At 56.0% G+C, this 19,402-nt stretch carries 20 protein-coding genes; 9 read left to right on the top strand and 11 right to left on the bottom strand.

Annotated features, from left to right (window positions below):
- Window positions 1-9 precede the first annotated feature (9 nt).
- Window positions 10-426, bottom strand: coding sequence for a VOC family protein (locus RCA23_RS05175; RefSeq protein ID WP_044049396.1), 417 nt, complete (start codon window positions 424-426; stop codon window positions 10-12).
- A 204-nt stretch (window positions 427-630) separates the two neighbouring features.
- Here RCA23_RS05175 and RCA23_RS05165 point away from each other — a divergent pair, with 204 nt between their 5' ends.
- Window positions 631-2,673, top strand: coding sequence for a hypothetical protein (locus RCA23_RS05165; protein ID WP_044049394.1), 2,043 nt, complete (start codon window positions 631-633; stop codon window positions 2,671-2,673).
- Between the two features lie 5 nt (window positions 2,674-2,678).
- Here RCA23_RS05165 and cobT read toward each other — a convergent pair whose 3' ends face one another.
- On the bottom strand, window positions 2,679-3,692 hold the full coding sequence (gene cobT / locus RCA23_RS05160; protein WP_044049393.1) for a nicotinate-nucleotide--dimethylbenzimidazole phosphoribosyltransferase: 1,014 nt from the start codon (window positions 3,690-3,692) through the stop codon (window positions 2,679-2,681).
- 83 nt (window positions 3,693-3,775) lie between these two features.
- On the opposite strand from cobT, the gene RCA23_RS05155 reads away from it, so the two are divergent.
- Window positions 3,776-4,528, top strand: coding sequence for an adenosylcobinamide-GDP ribazoletransferase (locus tag RCA23_RS05155; RefSeq protein ID WP_044049392.1), 753 nt, complete (start codon window positions 3,776-3,778; stop codon window positions 4,526-4,528).
- A gap of 70 nt (window positions 4,529-4,598) precedes the next feature.
- Here RCA23_RS05155 and RCA23_RS05150 read toward each other — a convergent pair whose 3' ends face one another.
- The 5 genes from RCA23_RS05150 to RCA23_RS05130 form a co-directional block, all read right to left on the bottom strand.
- Complete coding sequence (locus tag RCA23_RS05150; protein WP_044049391.1) at window positions 4,599-5,117, bottom strand: CarD family transcriptional regulator; 519 nt, start codon at window positions 5,115-5,117, stop codon at window positions 4,599-4,601.
- 152 nt (window positions 5,118-5,269) lie between these two features.
- Entirely contained in the window at window positions 5,270-5,608 is a 339-nt protein-coding gene (gene fdxA, locus RCA23_RS05145; RefSeq protein ID WP_044049390.1) for a ferredoxin FdxA, read from the bottom strand.
- A gap of 68 nt (window positions 5,609-5,676) precedes the next feature.
- Window positions 5,677-6,054 (bottom strand): S4 domain-containing protein, encoded by a 378-nt coding sequence (locus RCA23_RS05140; protein WP_044049389.1) that lies wholly within the window; start codon window positions 6,052-6,054, stop codon window positions 5,677-5,679.
- A complete protein-coding gene (locus RCA23_RS05135) occupies window positions 6,051-8,858 on the bottom strand; it encodes a helicase-related protein (RefSeq protein ID WP_044049388.1) in 2,808 nt (935 codons plus the stop codon). The genes RCA23_RS05140 and RCA23_RS05135 overlap by 4 nt, the downstream gene beginning before the upstream one ends.
- Before the next feature lie 19 nt (window positions 8,859-8,877).
- Complete coding sequence (locus tag RCA23_RS05130) at window positions 8,878-9,438, bottom strand: tetratricopeptide repeat protein (protein ID WP_236631400.1); 561 nt, start codon at window positions 9,436-9,438, stop codon at window positions 8,878-8,880.
- 73 nt (window positions 9,439-9,511) lie between these two features.
- On the opposite strand from RCA23_RS05130, the gene RCA23_RS05125 reads away from it, so the two are divergent.
- Window positions 9,512-9,802 (top strand): SCP2 sterol-binding domain-containing protein, encoded by a 291-nt coding sequence (locus tag RCA23_RS05125; protein ID WP_044049387.1) that lies wholly within the window; start codon window positions 9,512-9,514, stop codon window positions 9,800-9,802.
- Entirely contained in the window at window positions 9,802-10,749 is a 948-nt protein-coding gene (locus RCA23_RS05120) for an alpha/beta fold hydrolase (protein ID WP_044049386.1), read from the top strand. Before RCA23_RS05125 ends, RCA23_RS05120 begins: the two co-directional genes overlap by 1 nt.
- Here the strand turns inward: RCA23_RS05120 and RCA23_RS05115 are convergent.
- Window positions 10,734-11,498 carry an HpcH/HpaI aldolase family protein gene (locus RCA23_RS05115; protein ID WP_044049384.1) on the bottom strand — a complete coding sequence of 255 codons (765 nt, stop codon included), beginning with the start codon at window positions 11,496-11,498 and terminating at the stop codon, window positions 10,734-10,736. The genes RCA23_RS05120 and RCA23_RS05115 overlap by 16 nt on opposite strands.
- 199 nt (window positions 11,499-11,697) lie before the next feature.
- Between RCA23_RS05115 and RCA23_RS05110 the strand changes: the two genes are divergently transcribed.
- Entirely contained in the window at window positions 11,698-13,515 is a 1,818-nt protein-coding gene (locus RCA23_RS05110; RefSeq protein WP_044051313.1) for a M3 family oligoendopeptidase, read from the top strand.
- Between the two features lie 165 nt (window positions 13,516-13,680).
- On the opposite strand, the gene RCA23_RS05105 is transcribed toward RCA23_RS05110, so the two are convergent.
- The 3 genes from RCA23_RS05105 to RCA23_RS05095 form a co-directional block, all read right to left on the bottom strand.
- Complete coding sequence (locus RCA23_RS05105) at window positions 13,681-14,655, bottom strand: Gfo/Idh/MocA family oxidoreductase (protein ID WP_044049382.1); 975 nt, start codon at window positions 14,653-14,655, stop codon at window positions 13,681-13,683.
- Between the two features lie 92 nt (window positions 14,656-14,747).
- Window positions 14,748-15,644: an RNA polymerase sigma factor RpoH gene (gene rpoH / locus RCA23_RS05100; protein ID WP_044049381.1), complete on the bottom strand. Its 897-nt coding sequence runs from the start codon at window positions 15,642-15,644 to the stop codon at window positions 14,748-14,750.
- Between the two features lie 127 nt (window positions 15,645-15,771).
- Window positions 15,772-16,770: an RluA family pseudouridine synthase gene (locus RCA23_RS05095; RefSeq protein WP_044049379.1), complete on the bottom strand. Its 999-nt coding sequence runs from the start codon at window positions 16,768-16,770 to the stop codon at window positions 15,772-15,774.
- Between RCA23_RS05095 and RCA23_RS05090 the strand changes: the two genes are divergently transcribed.
- The 4 genes from RCA23_RS05090 (at window position 16,769) to RCA23_RS05080 (ending at window position 19,334) form a co-directional block, all read left to right on the top strand.
- Entirely contained in the window at window positions 16,769-17,074 is a 306-nt protein-coding gene (locus RCA23_RS05090; protein ID WP_044049378.1) for a DUF6476 family protein, read from the top strand. The two genes, RCA23_RS05095 and RCA23_RS05090, sit on opposite strands and share 2 nt — an antisense overlap.
- A gap of 496 nt (window positions 17,075-17,570) precedes the next feature.
- Window positions 17,571-17,726, top strand: coding sequence for a hypothetical protein (locus RCA23_RS16755; RefSeq protein WP_236631399.1), 156 nt, complete (start codon window positions 17,571-17,573; stop codon window positions 17,724-17,726).
- 15 nt (window positions 17,727-17,741) lie between these two features.
- Complete coding sequence (locus RCA23_RS05085) at window positions 17,742-18,497, top strand: ion transporter (protein ID WP_081870899.1); 756 nt, start codon at window positions 17,742-17,744, stop codon at window positions 18,495-18,497.
- Between the two features lie 261 nt (window positions 18,498-18,758).
- A complete protein-coding gene (locus tag RCA23_RS05080) occupies window positions 18,759-19,334 on the top strand; it encodes a glutathione peroxidase (RefSeq protein WP_169701337.1) in 576 nt (191 codons plus the stop codon).
- Window positions 19,335-19,402: the final 68 nt, after the last annotated feature.

Here is a 19,402-nt window from a genome sequence, read left to right as displayed (position 1 = left end):
TCTGCGGCCCTAGTGGCTGGCAAATACCGCCTCTAAATCGGCGAAGCCCTTAATTTCAATGGGATTGCCGGATGGATCGCTAAAGAACATAGTCCATTGCTCACCGGGTTCGCCTTCAAAGCGCACAGAAGGGGGCAGAATAAAGGCCACTTGCGCGGCCGCGAGCCGGGCTTCCAAGGCTTGCCACTCCGGCAGGGCCAGAACCATACCGAAATGCGGCATAGGAACCAAATGATCGCCAACATGGCCGGTGTTTTCAGTTTTCATCACCGGCCCTAGGTGGAACGACAGCTGGTGACCAAAAAAATCAAAATCAACCCAACTGCGCGTGCTGCGCCCCTCCTTTGCTCCTAACACCTCGCCATAAAAGACGCGCGTGGTCTCCAAATCTGTCACATTAATCGCAAGATGAAAGGGGGTGAGCATGGATGCTTTCCTCAAATTATGAACCATTCCAGGCCAGTGGCAATAACTTGCCAAGCCCATGCGCGATGATTGGCCTGTTCTCCCACATAAATCAATTCTCAGGGCATAAATTCATCCTTTTGACGCATGATCGTTGCACCGCCGACCCGATTATGCGAGTTTCTCAGGGTCTAATGCGGATCTGGCACGTCGATTGAGGGTTTGATGACATCAACATTTCTACTTCATCTATCCAGTGACAGTATTGACCTTGAGCGCGCGGATGCATCGGGCCATTGGCGTCGGCTTGGATCCGTCTCAATGGACAGCGAAAATCTGACCAAAGCGCTCGCGCATCTGCGCCAAACGGCGGTGCCGGGCGCGGCAGATGCGCTGGAGGTTCTCGTTGCGCTGCCCAGCGATCAGATCAAGCTTTTGGATCTGGATCACTCCGACACCAGCAGCGTAGCCCTGCAGCATGCGCTGGCGGGCCAAACCCCTTATGAGTTCCACGAGCTCTGCGTGGATCGTCTGCCCACACCCCAGGGGCAGAGCCTCGCGGCAATTGCGCAAGAAACGCTTGACGAGGCCGACAGCATCACCAAGGCCTTTGGCTTTAAGGCTGTTGGTTACGTCGCTCTGCCGGGCGACTCTTGGGGAAATAATTTTTGTGTATTTCAACGGCCTGGGACTGGCACCCTAAACCGGCCAAGGCCCTATATCGCAGCGACCCAAGAGGCTGGAGCCACGGATCTGACGCCCCTTGCGGCCCTGAAAGAGGGCGCCAATTCAGCGCCCCAGCCACCCATCGCAAATCCCACCTCCGTAGCCTCCCCCACGCCAGAGCTCAGCGCAGGCGCAGCAGATGAAGCGGCCCCAACTCCGCAGATTTCTGCCCATCCAACGGTGCAAGCTGACAGGGCCCCGCTATCGCCCAGCTTAGGGGCCGCAACAGCGGCTGCACCTGCCCCGCAGGTGACCGAAACCCAAACCGTCCCACCTGAGACCTTGCCAGCCGCAAGCGCCAAGTCGCAGGCCAGCCAACCCCTGCGAATCGCGCAACGCTTTGCAGGGATCCGCCAACTCCTACGCCCGCGCCCGCGCAAACCCAAAGAGCCAAATCTCACAACACTACAGGCGCAGGTCGGCGGAAAGCCACGATATTTGGGCTTGATCCTCACAACTCTGCTCGTGCTACTCATGTTCACCGTAGCCGCGCTGGCCGCAACACTCGGGCGCGAAAAAATCTATGTCTGGTTGGGCCTTTCCCCTTCCCAGGGTGAGATGACCGCAGGTCTTCCCGCTGACCCGATCGGGCAGGCCATTGAAATCAGCCTGCAACCTTTGGACGTGCCGTCTGCTCCCGCCGAACCAGCTGCGGTCGCGCCACAGGTCCAGGATGATGCGGTACAATTGCAAAAGGCAGAGGTCGCCCTCAAAGATCCTGAACATGACGCGGAACCGGCCATTGGCCTTACCGCGCAAGAACCTCCAGCGGTCCGCGCTGTGACCATCAGCCCTGCCACCGAGCCCACCGCCGCGCCCCCCGCAGACATAAAAGGGCTCATCGCGGCCCGAGATCCCAACCTGCAAAACGAAATAGCGCCCCGGGTACTGGAAACGCCTTGGTTGATGCCCGACCCGCTGCCAGACAAGGACAACCGCGCGCCAGACGTCGCACAAGATCAAACAGAGGGGCCCGCAGACGCCACACCAACGCCCCTTGCAGAACCTGCAATCCTACCACCGGTGACGGCGGCACTTGAGCAGACCAATCAGACGGCGGCGGCTGTGCAGCCTGACGCCGCATCGCCAGAGGAGGCAAATCCTTTGGCCGCATTCCGGCCCATGCCGCGCCCCGCTGGCCTGCCGCCGCCCGTCCGGCCAACAACCCTGCCCGAGGGCAAAAGTCTGACGCGCTCGCTGCGGCCGCAATCCCGTCCGCGCACGATTGAACTGGCGGCGCTCTTGCCGGCGCCGGTGGTGGCCAAACCCTCCGAAATCCAAGCACCCACAGCCACCAGCCGCAAGGCAGTTGCCCGTTCCGCCACTCGAACAAATGTGATAAACTTACGCAATATCAATCTAATAGGAATAACTGGCACAAACCGCCTGCGCAACGCGCTCGTGCGTCTGCCCAATGGTCAGGTCGTCAAAGTGCGCATCGGAGATCGGTTGGATGGTGGGCGCGTGACGGATATCTCGACCAAAAGCCTCACCTATGCCAAATCTGGCCGTTCAATTACTCTGGACATGCCACGCGGATAGCGGCTTCACGCATCCGAGACCCCGGCTTCGGCAAATGTTGCCATGCCCGAAAGACAGGCCACCGCCCCTTTCAAAACACCTATAGCCAAGGCACCGCCCGAGCCTTCCCCGAGCCGCAGCCCAAGTGACAACAGCGGCGTCTTGCCAAGATGCTCCAAAAGTCGCGCATGGGCGCCTTCGGCGCTTTTATGGCCTGCCTGGGTGTGATCCAAAGCCGCCGGGTTCATCGCATGCAGAACCAAAGCTGCCGCAGAACAAATGAACCCATCCAAAAGTACCGGAATACCATGGGCCCGCGCCGCTGCAATTGATCCGGCCATAGCGGCAATTTCCCGTCCACCGAGAGCCTGCAAAACAGACAGCGGATCATGCAATACCTCAGCATGACGAGCCAATCCTGCCTCCACCACGGAACATTTTTTAGCCAAACCGGCATCATCCACCCCGGTGCCGCGCCCAACCCAATCTTGAACCGCGCCCCCCAGCAAAGCCGCGGCAATCGCCGCAGCCGGCGTTGTATTGCCGATGCCCATTTCGCCAGCCACAAATAGATCGGCCTGCGGATCCACCGCCAGCCAGCCGGTTTGCAAAGCGGACAGCAAGTCGGACTCGGTCATTGCCGGCCCCTGGGTGAAATCTTGCGTTGGCCGGTCCAGCTCCAATGCAACCACGTCCATTTTTGCGCCAAAGGTCTTGGAGATCTGGTTGATCGCCGCGCCACCGGCTTGGAAGTTATAGACCATTTGCTGTGTCACCTCCGGCGGAAATGCCGAGACGCCAGCGGCCGCAACCCCATGGTTTCCAGCGAAAATCACAACCTGGGGCGCGTCAATGCGGGGCCGCGCCTGTCCGGACCAACGGGCGTACCAAATCGCCAAATCCTCCAAATCGCCCAAAGCACCGGGCGGTTTTGTCAACTGTGCATTGCGCTCAGTCGCCGCCTGCCCGGCACTGTCATCGGCCGCAGGCAGATTACTCATAAAGTCACGAAACTCAGCTACCGAAGAAATGTCACGCATAGTTCATGTAAATCCGTTGATTGCAGTTGATCCTGTGTCTACCGAAGCGCAGAATAAGCCGATGCGACGAAAGGACCCGCTTAATGTCTAACTCCGACACATGGTTTCCAAAATGGGACGACATCCCCGCCGCGATCGGCCTGCTCAGCCGCTTGCCTGTACGCGTTGAAACGCAGCAGGCACAAGCCCGCGGCGCGCATCCAAGTTGGGCCTATGGTCTGGCCGGGGCCCTCTTGGGCGCGCTGGCCGCTTTGGCCGCCTGGGCAGGGCTCGTGTTGGGCCTGCCGAGCCTTGCCATCGGCCTGCTTGTGGTCGGCACGACAGCATGGGTCACAGGTGCCATGCATTATGACGGGCTGGCCGATAGTTTGGACGGGCTTTGGGGGGGCTGGAGCCCAAAGCAGCGGCTGGACATCATGAAAGACAGCCATATTGGCGTCTATGGCGTCGTTGGACTGACCTGCATCTTGGGCCTGCAAGCCACGCTATATGGCCAGCTGGCGGCGCAGAGCCTTTGGCCCATCCTTGGCGTTATGGCCCTATCGCGGGCCATGATGGTGCCGCTGATGACCGCGCTGCCCAATGCCCGCGGGAAGGGATTATCCGCCAGCGTTGGCCGCCCCGCCCCGCAAACTGCCAGCCTAGCCCTTGCGCTTGGGGCGGCGGTTGCGGCCTTGAGCGGCGCTTGGCCTGCCTTGATCGGGGCGCCTCTTGGTGCTTGGGCCGTTGCTGCAATCGCGAAGCGCAAAATTGGTGGGCAGACGGGTGATATTTTAGGGGCCTGTCAGCAATGCGCCGAAACCTGCGCCTTGATCTGTCTCGTGGCCTTCCTTTGAGGCCACCTCAGCTGACGCGGCCCGCGCCGATCCTATTGATCTGTTGCGCGCGTGTCGTGTCACACCCGCTCTAGCTGGCGGCCGGAACCACACGCGACATCAGCACATCGGTGATTTCTTGCCCGGCTGTTGATTCTTCGGCCCCGTTCACCACGGCAATTTCGCGTGTGAGACGCTCAAGTGCGGCTTCATAAAGCTGGCGTTCTGAATAGCTTTGCTCGCGCTGGTCATCGGTGCGGTGCAAATCACGCACCACCTCGGCAATTGCGATCAAATCACCGGAATTGATCTTTTGCTCATATTCCTGCGCTCTGCGGGACCACATAGCGCGTTTCACCTTGGCTTTACCGCGTAGGATTGCCATGGCGTGGGCCACGACATCGGGCGTTGCCAACGGGCGCATACCCACTTCAATCGCCTTATGAGTTGGCACGCGCAGGGTCATCTTGTCTTTGTCAAAAGCCACAACGAATAACTCAAGATTGATGCCCGCAACCTCTTGCTCATCAACCGCAGTGACCTTGCCAACCCCATGGGCAGGATAGACCACATACTCATCAATACGGAAATCAAGTTTCTTCTTACTCATCTTCGTCCTTTCACGCCGACGCACCGGTGAACCTGCTGTAAGGAACCAGCCTTAAGGTCAGATTAAAGAGGATGCGCTTGGCGCTGTGTTAAAACAGCTGTTCATCTGAATGTAGCATATCATATTTTGAGCGGTTGTTAAAGCCGGGCTATTTACCCGCCAGTTCCGGCCGCTTCAGAGAAATATTTCTCTAACTTGCCCTCTTCGCCGTCGCGGGCTTCCGCCTCTGGAAGCTCGTCTTTTTTAGTAATAATCACAGGCCAGGCCTCGGAATACTTCCGGTTGAAATCCACCCATTTTTCCATATCCGGCTCAGTGTCCGGACGAATAGCATCGGCGGGACACTCAGGTTCACAAACACCGCAATCAATACATTCATCAGGATGTATAACCAACATATTTTCACCCTCGTAGAAGCAATCTACCGGGCAGACCTCAACGCAGTCTGTGTATTTACAGGCGATGCAATTATCTGTGACAACATATGTCATAATCGTGTTTCCTTTGACTTCACCCTGCGCATAAACCGCAAGCTGCTCTTTGGCAAGTTACGCGCGGCTTAGTTCTCTTCAAGTTCTTGCTTAAATTTTTGAATGGCCCGGCGCTCGCGCGCCGTCGGACGGTGATCGGCCTTGGGGCTGGCGGTGAAGGCGGGCTTGGGTGCAGGGGGCGCCAAATCGAGATACAGGGCTTGGGCCTCTGGAGCGGGGCCGCGCCGCGTGCCGAGTGCGCGCACTTCAATCACCCTTGTGTCCAATGCTTTTGGGAAGGTCAGCACATCGCCGACGCTGATCATTCGCGCCGGCTTGGAGATCAGATCGCCATTCAGGCGCAGCTTACCCGATTGCACCAGCTTTGTGGCCAGGCTCCGCGTCTTAAAAAACCGGGCCTGCCAGAGCCATTTGTCAATTCGAAGACCCGGTTTTGCCTCACTCACTTTTTGTTAAATCCCTTCAAGGCTGCGGCAAAGGGGTTGTCTGGATCAATCGGCTTGTCGCGTTTGGGGGGGCGAGCTTGAAAGCGCTCCGCCTTGCCCGAGGTGCCGCCTGGCTTTCCGCCTTTGCCCTTCGGTGCACGCTCTTGCTTGGGCTTACCGCGTGGTTTTTGGCCTTTGCGTGGCCCATCCGCCGCGCGCTCCACACGTTTCGCGCCCCATGCGAAGGTATAAAACACCTCCATTTCCACAGGCGCCGCCTCCTTGGTGGCATCTTCGCCCTCTGAGGTGGGTGCCTCGGGCTCTGCTGCTGGGATCTCTGCGGTGGGCGCATCTTCTGGGGCGGTCTCGACCGCCGCCGGCATCGCGTCGCCTGAAACTTCCGCATCACTGGCAGGCCCCGAAGCCACCGGTTCTGCCGCGGGCGCTTTCACCTTGACCCGCTCCGCCTTTTCCGCGCGATACCCTAGGCCCTGCATCAAATTGGCAAATTGCTCCAACGTCATGCCGGTGATCGACAGCATATCCGCCGTGGCTTCAAATCCACCACGCGTGTCCTGAGTGCGCAGCATATCTGCCAGGCGTTCAGCCATATCGACACGCAAAGCCCGTTCGCCAGCGGCGCGATACCCAGATTTCAAATGATATCCCGCGGGCTTTGTCTCATCGGTCGGCACAGTCACCAGACCCGGCGGCGGCGCCTCGGGAAATTCTTGCAGGCCGGAGGCCAAAGACCAAAGCAACAACCGCAAGCGCGTTGGCGCGGGTTTGAGCAACAACGGCATGAAGATGGTAAACTGGCCAAATCGGATGCCATGCTTGCGCAAGGCGCTGCGCGCCTCTTGATCCAAGGATTTCACGTCCTCGCCCACATCCGCCCGGTCTAAAACACCCAGCCCTTCGATCATCTGAAACGCAAAGCCGCGCGCCATGCCCGTGAGGCTTTCGTCGCGCTGCATATTGATCAATGGCTCAAATAAAGTGGCTATTTTACGATCAATGAAATGCTGCAGACGTCGCGTTACCTTCTCAGCCACTTCTGGTCCGGCCTCGACATCGACAAAGGCCTGCACATGCGGTTTGAGCGCATTTGAGCCGGGAATCAGCTTGCCCACCGCCGAGCTGCCCCACATCAGGCCGCCTTGTTCGGTGAAATCAATTTCCGTATCTGGCGCATTATACATCCGATCAGCCCGAAGGTGGAACTCGGGGGCCAAGGCTTGAAGACTTGCGCTGCGGAGCGTCTTGGCCTCATCGGGGGACGCGCTGGCATCTTGCCGAAATTGAAATCCCTCAAGCCGCCCAACAAACTGCTCTTCTACTGTTACTTCGCCATCTTTATTCACGTCGGCCACAAGGCTCTCCTTCTGTTTCAATCGCCGCATCAAAATAGATGTGCGCCGATCGACAAATCTTTGGGTCAGCGCGATATGCAGCGCGTCTGACAAGCGGTCTTCTACAGCACGGGTCGCTTCGCGCCAATGTTCATGATCTTGGGCCCAGTCTTTGCGTTGTGCAACATAGGTCCATGTGCGGATATAGGCTAACCTTTTTGACAGGGCGTCAATGTCACCCTTGGTATTATCTAAACTATTTATGCTCCGCGCGAGCCAATCTTGCGGAATTTGGCCCTTTTCATGCAAATAGTTGTAAATAACACCCAGAAGCTCGGCATGTTGCCGGTTTGAGATGCTTCGAAAATCAGGGATTCGGCAGACGTCCCAGAGCAGCGCAACCGAGGCGCCATCGCTTGCGCGCGCCGCAACCTCTGCATCTTGCACCAAAGTCTTAAGCGCAGCCAAATCGCAGCTTTCGCGCACACGGGTCAGCCATTCATTGCTGGTATGTTGTTCCAGCGCAGAGATCAGCGCTTTGGTGGAGCCAAATTGCAGCTTGGCATTGCGCCAATATAGCTTGGTCAAAGGCGCAAACCGATTTTCGGTAATGGCCTCAACCAATTCATCGTGCAAAGGCGCAGCTTCACCGGTCACGCCGAAGCTGCCGTTATTCATATGTCGTCCAGCACGGCCTGCGATTTGCGCCAGTTCAGTTGGCAAAAGCGGTCGCATGCGGTTGCCATCAAATTTCGATGTCGCTGAAAACGCCACATGATTCACATCCAAATTGAGCCCCATGCCAATGGCATCGGTGGCCACAAGGTAATCCACATCGCCGTTTTGATACATTTCAACCTGCGCATTGCGCGTCCGCGGGCTCAAAGCCCCCATGACCACCGCCGCCCCGCCCTTTTGGCGCCGCAGCAGTTCGGCAATTCCATAGACATTATCAACGCTAAACGAGACAATGGCAGAGCGTTCCGGCATGCGGCTGATTTTCTTTTGCCCGCTGTAGCTCAGCTCGGAAAACCTCTCCCGATGCATAAAATCCGCAGTCGGAACCAAAGCCGCAATGGCCTTTCGCATGGTCTCTGCACCCAAAAAGAGCGTTTCATGCAAGCCGCGCGCGCGCAGCAGGCGATCCGTGAACACATGACCGCGCTCAGGATCGGCGCAGAGTTGGATCTCATCTACCGCGAGAAAGTCAGAGCCCATACCCTCGGGCATGGCCTCAACGGTACAGACCCAATATTTCGCGCGCGGCGGCACAATGCGCTCCTCGCCGGTCACCAAAGCCACAACAGACGGCCCCCGAAGCGCTACGATTTTGTCATAAACCTCGCGTGCCAGCAATCGCAGGGGCAATCCCATGATTCCCGTACGATGCCCCAGCATCCGTTCAATGGCATAATGGGTTTTGCCCGTGTTGGTCGGGCCTAAAACGGCCACAATTCGGTTATTTGGAGCCATTGGCCAATCCCTTAAGGGGTTACAGGGCTTGCCCTAGGGTTTTTGCTTCAAGTCGCGTGCGCGCCTTGGATAGAATTTCAGCATGAGGATGTATAGCCTCAATTCGTCGCAGGATCTCAAAAGCCTCCTGATAAAGCCCAGCATCATCGAAAATCAGCACCAGCCCTTCAAGCGCCTGAAAATGGCGTGGCTCCAGTGCTAAGGTGCGTTCGAGAGCGGCCAAAGCAGGGCCTATTTTACCCATGTTGAAGAGGGTCACCGCGCTAAGATTCCAGCCCTCAGCAAATTCTGGCGCATGATCTGTTAGGGCTGTCAAATACCCCATGGCCGCTTTCTGATCGCCTGCATCAATGGCAATCTTCGCCCGCGACAGCAGCAAATCAGCCGCTGCAGATCCGCTTTTCGACCATTCCTGCCGGATTTTCGCCTCCAAAGCCGGCGCATCAGCGGCGTCCACATTTTTTAAACGCTCAAACAATGGGTCCAACAGCGCCGATTGTCCCGCCGCCATCCCGGTTGCCGCCACAAATAGGCAGGTTGCCGCCACGATTGATTTGAGTTTCCAAACAACACTGGTCATAAGTCAGATGTAGCACAGTTTTTCGGGGTTTCAGCCCCTCGCTGTAAAATAAAATGATTAAGGAACCTGTTGTATGAGCGAAATTTTGAACCAAGCCCGTGATGTTTTAACGCAGAAGCTGGACGGCGGCGTTTTTGATGGCTCTGCAAAGTTTTCAATTGCCGGTGAAGGCGCTTTAATCCTGGACAACCAAGGGGTGCGAATTTCTGATGATCCGGCAGATGTGACCCTTTCGGCCACGGCAGACGTCTTTGAGGATATTCTTGCCGGCACGCAAAACCCAACCTCGGCTTTCATGAGCGGCAAGCTCTCGGTCGAGGGAGATATGGGTTTGGCCTTGCGACTGGCAGGTGTTTTGAGCTGATGCTCAGCCCTGCGCCGCTTGCGAATGATCTGGCGCGCGGCCCGGCGGAAGCTTCAGGCCATTGGGTGCAAACGCCAGACGGGCTGCGCTTGCGTCTTGGGGTTTGGAGGCAAGGGGCCAAAGGGACGGTCCTGATATTTCCCGGGCGCACTGAATATATCGAAAAATACGGCGGCGCCGCAGCTGCCCTTGCCGAGGCCGGTTACACCTCCCTGGCCATAGACTGGCGCGGCCAGGGCCTGTCAGATCGGCTGGTGCCAGATCGCTTGATTGGGCATGTGGACAGATTTTCTGACTATCAGCGGGACGTGCAAACTCTTCTGGCCGCAGCCAAATCCTTAGACCTGCCCAAACCGTATTTTCTGCTGGCCCACTCAATGGGTGGCTGCATTGGGTTGCGGGCGCTTTTGCAAGGCTTGCCCGTGCAGGCGGTCAGTTTCTCCGCACCTATGTGGGGAATTTTGTTTCACCCTCCCGCGAAGCGCGCCTTGGCCTGGGGGTTATCCAGCCTCCTGCACCCGTTCAAATTGGCTGAGATGCGCGCGCCGGGAACCTCTGTTGGATCCTATCTACAGGAGGTTTCATTTGAGGAAAATCAGTTGAGCTGTGATCGGCAAATGTTTGAAATGATGCGGCATCAACTGCAAGAGCTTCCCGATTGCGCCCTTGGCGGCCCGAGCCTACGCTGGCTCAATGAGGCCCTGCGCGAGATGTTATCGCTGCACCGCCACCGCGCGCCTAATTATCCCGCCCTATGCTTTGTCGGTGGACTGGAGACCATTGTCGACCCAAGGCGCATTCAGCAGCGTATGGCCCATTGGCCCGAAGCCAGCCTAAAGGTCATGCCCCAGGCCAAACATGAATTCATGATGGAACGCCCCGAAATCCGTAAGGCGTTTTACCGCGAAACCATCGCCCATTTTGATCGGCATCACCCAAGCGCATGAATGCCCTCCGCATCGGTATTGGCCCCAGACTTCATCCAACCCTGCTCAGATCCGATAAAGAACATATGCGCCCCAAATTGCGCCCAATCTGCCGCTTTCGCAGCATTGGGCACAAAGGTCATATAGGCCTTGCCCGACGCCTCCGCCGCCGCGCCGCACCGCGCTAAGGCCGCGCGCAATTGCTCAGAATTGGTGTCGCTATAGCCCATTGAAACGCTCATATCCGAAGGCCCCAGAAACAAGCCATCCACACCCGGGGTTGCGGCAATCTGCTCGACATTCTCCAGCGCCTCGGGCTCTTCAATCTGGGCAATCACAACAGTTTGACGTGCCGATTGCGCCAACACTTCCGCCATATTTTGCCTGCCATACCCGGCCCAACGCGTGGCGCCAGCAAATCCGCGGCCGCCTGGGCCAAAATGCGCCGCGCGCACCAAATCCTTGGCCTGCTCTGCCGTGATGATATGCGGTGCCACCACGCCAACCGCGCCCATATCCAAAACCTGCAACACGGTTTGCGGTGCAAAATGCGTCACCCGCACCAGCACCGGAAAATCCAAGGCCCGCGCGACCGCCAAACAAGCATCGGTGCGCGCGCGGTCAAAGGGACTATGCTCCATATCGATGCAGATAAAATCTAGCTCCGAAGTTGCCAGAACCTCCACCAACTCATAGGCTGGCGTTTTCAAAAATGTCCCAGCCATCATATCGCGATTTGCCATGCGGGATTTAAAATTCTCGATGCGCATAAGTTCTCCAATTCTAGCAACAGTCAAAGCAGAGCATGAAGCGCGGGGAAATTCAATTTGAATTGCAGGCGCCTAAAGTGGCTTTCCTCTCTGCCCGAAAAACATTAGGTAAGGGACGAGATACCGAATATTATTGCTGCTCAAAATTGGGCGTTTTTGAGCCAGCTGACCGAACAATACAGCCCTGATGGACCAATTCATGCTAAATGACACCCGCGTATTTGAGGCCAATTCACAAGGCGGCGGAGCCTTTGGAGACTTGCCAGAATGGGATCTCAGCGATCTTTATGCCTCCGAGGACGCAGCAGAGCTGCAGGCCGATCTGACATGGCTTAAACAGTCTTGTATAGACTTTTCCAATGATTATGAAGGAAAGCTCGCGCAGCTCAATGCGGATGAAATGCTCAAAGCGGTTGAGCGCTATGAGGCCATCGATATTATTGCCGGCCGGATCATGTCTTTTGCGGGTTTGCGGTATTACCAGCTGACATCGGACCCCGAGCGGGCGAAATTCATGTCAGATATGCAAGACAAGCTGACAGAGCATACGACAAAATTGGTTTTCTACGGGTTAGAATTCAATCGATTGGAAGAAGAAGCCCTTTCGAAATTGCTCGCGCAAAATGCGGCCCTGGCGCGTTATAAGCCAGTGTTTGACCGCATGCGCGCCATGAAGCCCTACCAGCTTTCGGACGAGATGGAGAGGTTCCTGCATGATCAATCGGTGGTCGGGGCAGCTGCGTGGAACCGCTTGTTTGACGAAACTGTCGCCAGCCTGGTTTTTACCATTGATGGTGAGGATCTACCGCTCGAGGCTGCGGCCAATAAATTATCCGAACAAGACCGAGACACGCGTGAGGCGGCGGCCCGCGAAATCGCGCGCGTATTGCGCGAAAACACCAGCCTGTTTGCTCGGGTACACAACACGCTGGCCAAAGAAAAAGAGATCGAAGACCGCTGGCGGAAAATGCCAACACCGCAAACCGGGCGGCACTTGTCCAACCATGTGGAAGCCGAGGTTGTGGAAGCTCTGCGCAATGCGGTCGTGGCCGCCTACCCCAAATTATCGCATCGATACTATGCACTCAAAGCCAAATGGCTTGGTCTTGAGACAATGCAGATCTGGGATCGGAATGCCCCGCTCCCAATTGAAGATGACAAGCTGGTCGATTGGACCGCAGCGCAAGAGATGGTGCTATCCGCCTATGCCGAATTTTCGCCAGAGATGGCCGAGATTGCCAAACCGTTTTTTACCAAAGGCTGGATCGATGCGGCGGTTAAGCCAGGTAAGGCACCCGGCGCCTTCGCGCATCCGACCGTCACCACCGTACATCCCTATGTGATGCTCAACTACCTGGGCAAGCCGCGCGACGTAATGACGCTGGCCCATGAATTGGGTCATGGGGTGCATCAGGTTTTGGCCGCCCAGCAAGGCGAGCTGCTGTCCTCAACGCCGCTCACCTTAGCAGAGACAGCTTCCGTTTTTGGCGAAATGTTGACCTTCCGCAAACTTTTGGCCGCCGCAAAAACCCCGCAAGAGCGTAAAGTGCTTTTGGCCGGCAAAGTCGAGGATATGATCAACACCGTGGTGCGCCAAATCGCGTTTTATGACTTTGAGTGCAAGCTGCACGCTGCCCGCGGCGAGGGGGAGCTTACGCCAGATCAGATCAATGCAATTTGGATGAGCGTGCAGGGTGAGAGCCTAGGGCCGGTGTTTGAATTCATGGATGGTTATGAGACCTTCTGGTCCTACATCCCGCATTTCGTGCATTCCCCTTTCTATGTATATGCCTACGCCTTTGGCGACGGCTTGGTAAACGCACTCTATGCGGTCTATGAAGAGGGCGATCCGGAGTTTCAGGCCAAATATTTCGACATGCTGCGGGCCGGTGGCTCAAAGCACCACACAGAGCTGCTCGCGCCCTTTGGTTTAGACGCCAGTGACCCCAAATTTTGGGACAAGGGACTCAGCATGATCTCCGCGATGATTGATGAGCTGGAAGCGATGGAGGATTAATCCAACTCGCTCCAAGGCCAAGGGCGCAGTTCGCTGGCAGCTGTTTGATAGCGGGCGGCCTTGGCAATCACCGTCGGCTTTTGGCCTAGCCATGGTGAAACACGTTCATAATTCCACAAAGTCCAATTGAACGTCGCTTTATATCAATAATTTGTGGCTTTGCGCTTATGTTAAGTCGGTGCCAATGGCCAGTACAGTGTCAATTGCTTCTTGGGTTCCGCGCGCCTGCTCGAGGGTCCAAGGATAGGCAGCGCCATTGCGAATGCTGTGGCCAAAGGCCTCTACTTGATTGACATAGTGATTGGCTGCGGGAAACTTCTCAACCCGCAGGCCCAAATTCGGTTGGTGCAATTCAATGCGCGCCTCGCCGAAAATATTGGCATTGAAAGGCGCAGTGAGACGCAATAGCCCTTCAGATCCATGAAACACCATCTCTTGATGCGGATGCATGCGCGTGGAGACATAAGCCGAATAGGTCGCCTCTCCCATATTGCCTTGCATCGAAGCAAAAGTGTCAAAACCACTTTCCCAACGAATTTTAGCGGAAATATTTTCAAGATCTGCGCCCATGACATAGCGGGCCGATCCCAGCACATAGACTCCGATGTCGCGCATCCCGCCACCGCCCGTGGCCGCCTGGTTGCGAATATTTTGCGGATCATCGGAATTGTCATAGGAAAATCCGCCAGTGATATGGATCACCCGGCCAATCGCGCCATCGGCCACCATTTGCCGCGCGCGCTGCCATTGTGGATGGTGCACAATCATATAAGCCTCAGCCGCCAAAAGCCCAGACGCATCGCGGGCGGCGATTAACCTGTCAAAGTCATCGGCTTGCATCGCAATGGGTTTTTCCGCCAACACATGTTTGCCCGCATTGAGCGCCTTTACGGTCCACTCAACATGCATGTGATGCGGCAGGGGAATATAGATCGCATCAATGTCAGGATCTGCGATGAGAGCGTCATAGCCCATAACCGCTCGGCATCCGGCGGCGAAGTCCTTAAACGGGGCAACGCTCTGCGGGGTGCGACTGGCGACAGCCGCTAAAACCGCCCCCTTGGCCGCATGAATGGCCGGACCCATGTGTTCACGCGCAAATTTTGACGCCCCAAGAATACCCCAACGGATCTGTGTCATGCGAGCCCCCATTCATGCCAGTTCGCCCTAGGATAGCGCGAAGACGGCAGCCCTGCCAGCGAAAATGGCAGGGCAAGAGGCACGGTTTGGCGTCACAACTCGCGCAGCAGGCCCTTTTCCTGCGCCAATTCACGCATACGGTTTTGCAGCTTTTCAAACGCCCGCACTTCAATCTGGCGAATTCGCTCGCGGCTCACGTCATATTGGCTTGACAGCTCCTCCAAGGTCACCGGCTGATCGTGCAAGCGACGTTGGGTGATAATGTCCTTTTCGCGGTCGTTCAAAACGCTCATCGCCTCAGCCAGCATGTCGCGACGCACAGACATCTCATCATCGCGCTCATAATCGCCCGCTTGATCGGCATCCTCATCTTGCAGCCAATCTTGCCACTGTGTCGCGCTTTCGCCGTCGCTGCCGACCATGACATTCAAAGAGGCATCGCCCCCAGACATCCGGCGGTTCATCGACTGCACTTCGGTTTCAGTCACGCCCAGATCAGTCGCGATGCGGGCAACCTGTTCGGGCCGCAAGTCCCCATCATCATAAGCGCCAATCCGCGATTTTGCCTTGCGGAGATTGAAAAACAGCTTCTTTTGTCCGGACGTGGTACCCATTTTCACCAAGGACCAAGAGCGCAGCACATATTCTTGAATGCTCGCCCGGATCCACCACATCGCATATGTGGCCAAGCGGAAGCCTTTTTCCGGGTCAAACTTCTTGACGGCCTGCATCAAGCCGACATTGGCCTCCGAGATGACCTCCGCCTGCGGCAGCCCATAGCCACGATAGCCCATGGCGATTTTAGCCGCCAAACGCAGGTGGCTCGTCACCAACTTATGCGCCGCACCGCTGTCTTGCCGCTCCACCCAAGCCTTGGCCAACATATACTCCTCTTCCGGCTCCAGCATTGGGAATTTGCGGATATCCTGCATATAGCGGTTCAATCCCCCATCCGGCGTTGGTGCAGGTAAATTTGCGTAATTTGCCATCGTGCTCCCTTTATGTTCAGTCCCATGTATATGGGCTTAACATAGATATGCGTGCGCCTTCGCCCCGTTTCAAGAGGGCGGCGCGTTATTATTCATTTTCGGCAATAAATGGGCGGCGCACCGGCCGCTACACGCTCAAAAGCGCAATCAAACCCTGCATATCCGCAGGCAATGGACTCGTATAGCGCAGCGCCCGGCCGGTGATCGGGTGTTTGAACCCCAAGAACCCCGCATGCAGGGCCTGCCTTGGGAAGGCGGCGACCTGTTCGGTATACTCCCCAGCCAATTTGCGTTTGCGGCTATAGGTCTGATCACCAAGCAAAGCATGGCCCGCATAGGACATATGGACCCGAATTTGATGGGTGCGGCCAGTCTCCAATTTACATTCCACCACCGCGGCAGCGCCGCCGGCCAATTCTTGTATCACCCGCACGCGGGTCACAGCATGTTTACCATTTTGCAGCACAACCGCTTGGCGTTGCCGGTCCGTCTTATGGCGGGCCAATTGGGTTGTGATTTTGAGCTGATTGCCCGCCTCAAATGACGTGCCGGCCAGGCCCATGAGTCGAGGATCTCCCGCAGAGGGCACGCCAAAACACACCGCAGTGTAAAGCCGTTCAATGCTGTGATCCAGAAATTGATCCGCCAAACCTTGATGGGCCGCATCAGATTTGGCCACCACCAAAAGCCCACTGGTGTCTTTATCAATCCGGTGCACAATCCCAGGACGCCTCATCCCGCCCACACCAGAAAGATTTTCGCCGCAATGGGCCAAAAGCGCATTGACCAAGGTTCCGGAAGGCGTTCCCGGTGCCGGATGCACAACCATGCCGGCCGGCTTATTGACCACAATCAAGTCGTCATCTTCAAACAAAACCTCGAGCGGAATATCTTCCGGCAGCATATGGCTTTTCACCGCTTCGGGCACACGAATGACAATATCATCGCCCTCTTGCACCCGGGCTTTTTGATCGGTCACAACAACGCCATTCACCTCAACCGTGCCTTCGGCGATCATGCGCGACAGGCGCGACCGGCTAATGGCACGCTCTGGCACATTCCGCGCCAAGGCTTTATCAAGGCGCGGCGGAGGGTTTTCTCCAATGGTAAAAAGGACATCAGTCATGGCAGATCAATCTGAGGTTCCGGCAAATCCAACTGAACCGGCGAATTTGCGGTTTTTAAGGCGGCTGGTCACAACGCTCACAGCCACCATGATTGTGGGTCTCTTAGCGATCTTTACGGTGCTTGTCATCCGCTTGCAGAGCCCTGTTGCAATTTTCCCTGAAATCACCGCTCTGCCCGAGGGGACCCAGGTGCTCTCAGTCAGCCGCACAGCCAATGAATTGATCGTGATCGACCAAAATCGCAAGATTTACCTGCTCAGTCTAGATGGTGAAAAACTCCTACATATGCAGGCCTTGCCCTAGGCCCAGCGCCGGGCAGAAGCTGGGTTGTGAAAAACAGCGCTCCAAGCATCAGCGTGGTGCTGACAATGATCACCGATAAGAATGATTTCACCGGCCCAGGCAGCCCCCGGTACAGATCATCCCAAATTCCAATTACTCGATTTTCGACGCCTTTGTGCAGTACTTTTTTTTGAGTCATTTTTTCCTCTTGAAGTTTTAATGATGCGAAGCCACCCGCAATCCAGCCCTACATTCCAGAAGCTTGAGCTAATTTTTTAGGGGATTAGCGATTGGGCTTTGTCATCGCGCAAATCCTGCAAGAGCTGTATTAGGAAAAGTTAAATAGGCAGAACGCCTGCCTAAGCCGGGCCCGACTGGCCCATCTCATATGCCTAAGCCTGCAATTTTTTTTCACCGTTCGCGGATCACGCCCGGGGGCCAATGGGCCAGGCAATCTTGCCAAAGCGCAGTTTGGCGATCATTCTAGGCGCATCGCTGCGTGAAATAGGGTATGTACATGTCAAAATATATCGAAGTTCAAAACCGGCTCAGGCAAATCTTAGAGCGGGCAGATGTAGGCGACAGGGTCAGCCGAAACATCGACTTATTCCTCATGGCTTTGGTTGTCGTCAACATCATCTCCATCACCTTGGAATCTGTGCCTCGGTTCTAAGCCGCCTATAAATTACTGTTTACATGGATAGAAATAATCAGCGTGGGGATCTTCACAATCGAATATCTCTGCCGTGTTTGGGTCGCACCTTGTCAAATCTTTGGCCCGTACGGCTTTGCTGGCGCCTGCAAAGCGCGCGTCAAATATATGCTCAGCTTCAGTGGCCTGGTCGACCTTTTGTCCATCCTGCCCTTCTATCTGCGCGCGTTCTTCCCCTATTTAGATCTGCGGATTTTACGCGCATTGCGGCTGCTTCGCATTCTAAAATTGTCACATTACAATTCGGCTATGGAGGATCTGTTTGAAGCTATTCATGAGGAAAAGCGTTCGTTTTATGCTGCCAGTTACCTTTTCGCGATTTTGTTCATCCTCTCGTCCACATTGATGTATTTTGCTGAACATGCGACCCATCCAACGGGCTTTCACTCAATTCCCGCCTCCATGTATTGGGCGCTGATTACGCTCACCACAGTTGGCTATGGCGATATCACCCCCATCACCGTGGCAGGGAAACTTATCGCTGTCGGATCGGCAATTTTAGGGGTGATTGTGGTGGCATTGATCACGGGTATTGTGGCCTCCGCTTTCAATGCTCAGATGGAGCGGCGAAATATTATTTTTGAAGATCAGGTGCGCAAAGCGCTGTTAGATGGTATTTTAGACCATAGCGAAAAAGCGGACCTCGAGCGGCTGCGCAAACAATTTGGCATGACCAAACGCCGAGCCGTTGCGCTCATTCACCAAGTACAGAGCACGCGCGCAAAACAATAACCCGGCCCAATGATGCGCCGGCCTGTGGGGCCGCGGCCAAGCATAATCTGGAGACACAAGCGATGAAGCCCATTCTCATATCTCTATTGATCATGATTTGTGCCACTGCCAGCCTCGCTCAAGAGGCCCCGAGCTGCCCAGATCGCGGCACTGACCCGCAGGCCTTCTGCCTGCCTGGAACAACTTGGGATCCCCAGACACAATCTTGCGTCGGTCTCGCATAAGGCTGATCTAAATCGGCGCATGATGCGTAGAACCTTTATGATACGCAAACACGCACTCTTTCTCTGGGCCACGATATTTGTCATCGCTTCGGCTATTGCGGCTGTAACGCCGCGCTTTGGCCGCGCCAGCGAGCTTACGACCTATAGTTTCCCATCGATCTATGGCGGACATATCGATACGAAACAATGGCAGGGAAAACCCTACCTCGTGGTGAACACCGCGTCGCAATGCGCCTTCACCAAACAATATGCCGATCTGCAAAAACTCTACGACATCTACCGCGACGCGGGCTTTGGAATGATTGCCGTGCCTTCGGACGACTTTAACCAGGAGTTCGACAGCAATGCAGAAGTCAAAAGTTTTTGTGCCTTGAATTACGACATTGATATGCCGATGAGCGAGACCCTCGCGGTCACAGGTGCGCAGGCGCATCCTTTTTTTATGGCAGTGCGCGCGCGAAGTGGATTCGCGCCAGCGTGGAATTTTAACAAGATTTTGATCGGTGGTGACGGCCAGGTTTTGGCAACCTGGGGCGCCTCAACCCGGCCCTTGTCGCAAAAATTGACCCGCATGATAGAAGCTGAGCTGGCCCGACCGCCACAGCAGCCGTAACGGCGTGACAGAGGATATTCTGCCGCAATGGCACGGCTGCAAAAATGAATGCGCTCAGGACATATAAG

The sequence above is a fragment of the Planktomarina temperata RCA23 genome, assembly GCF_000738435.1.
In the GTDB taxonomy this organism is placed as follows: Bacteria; Pseudomonadota; Alphaproteobacteria; order Rhodobacterales; family Rhodobacteraceae; genus Planktomarina; species Planktomarina temperata.
This window is presented reverse-complemented; position numbering and strand designations above follow the sequence as displayed.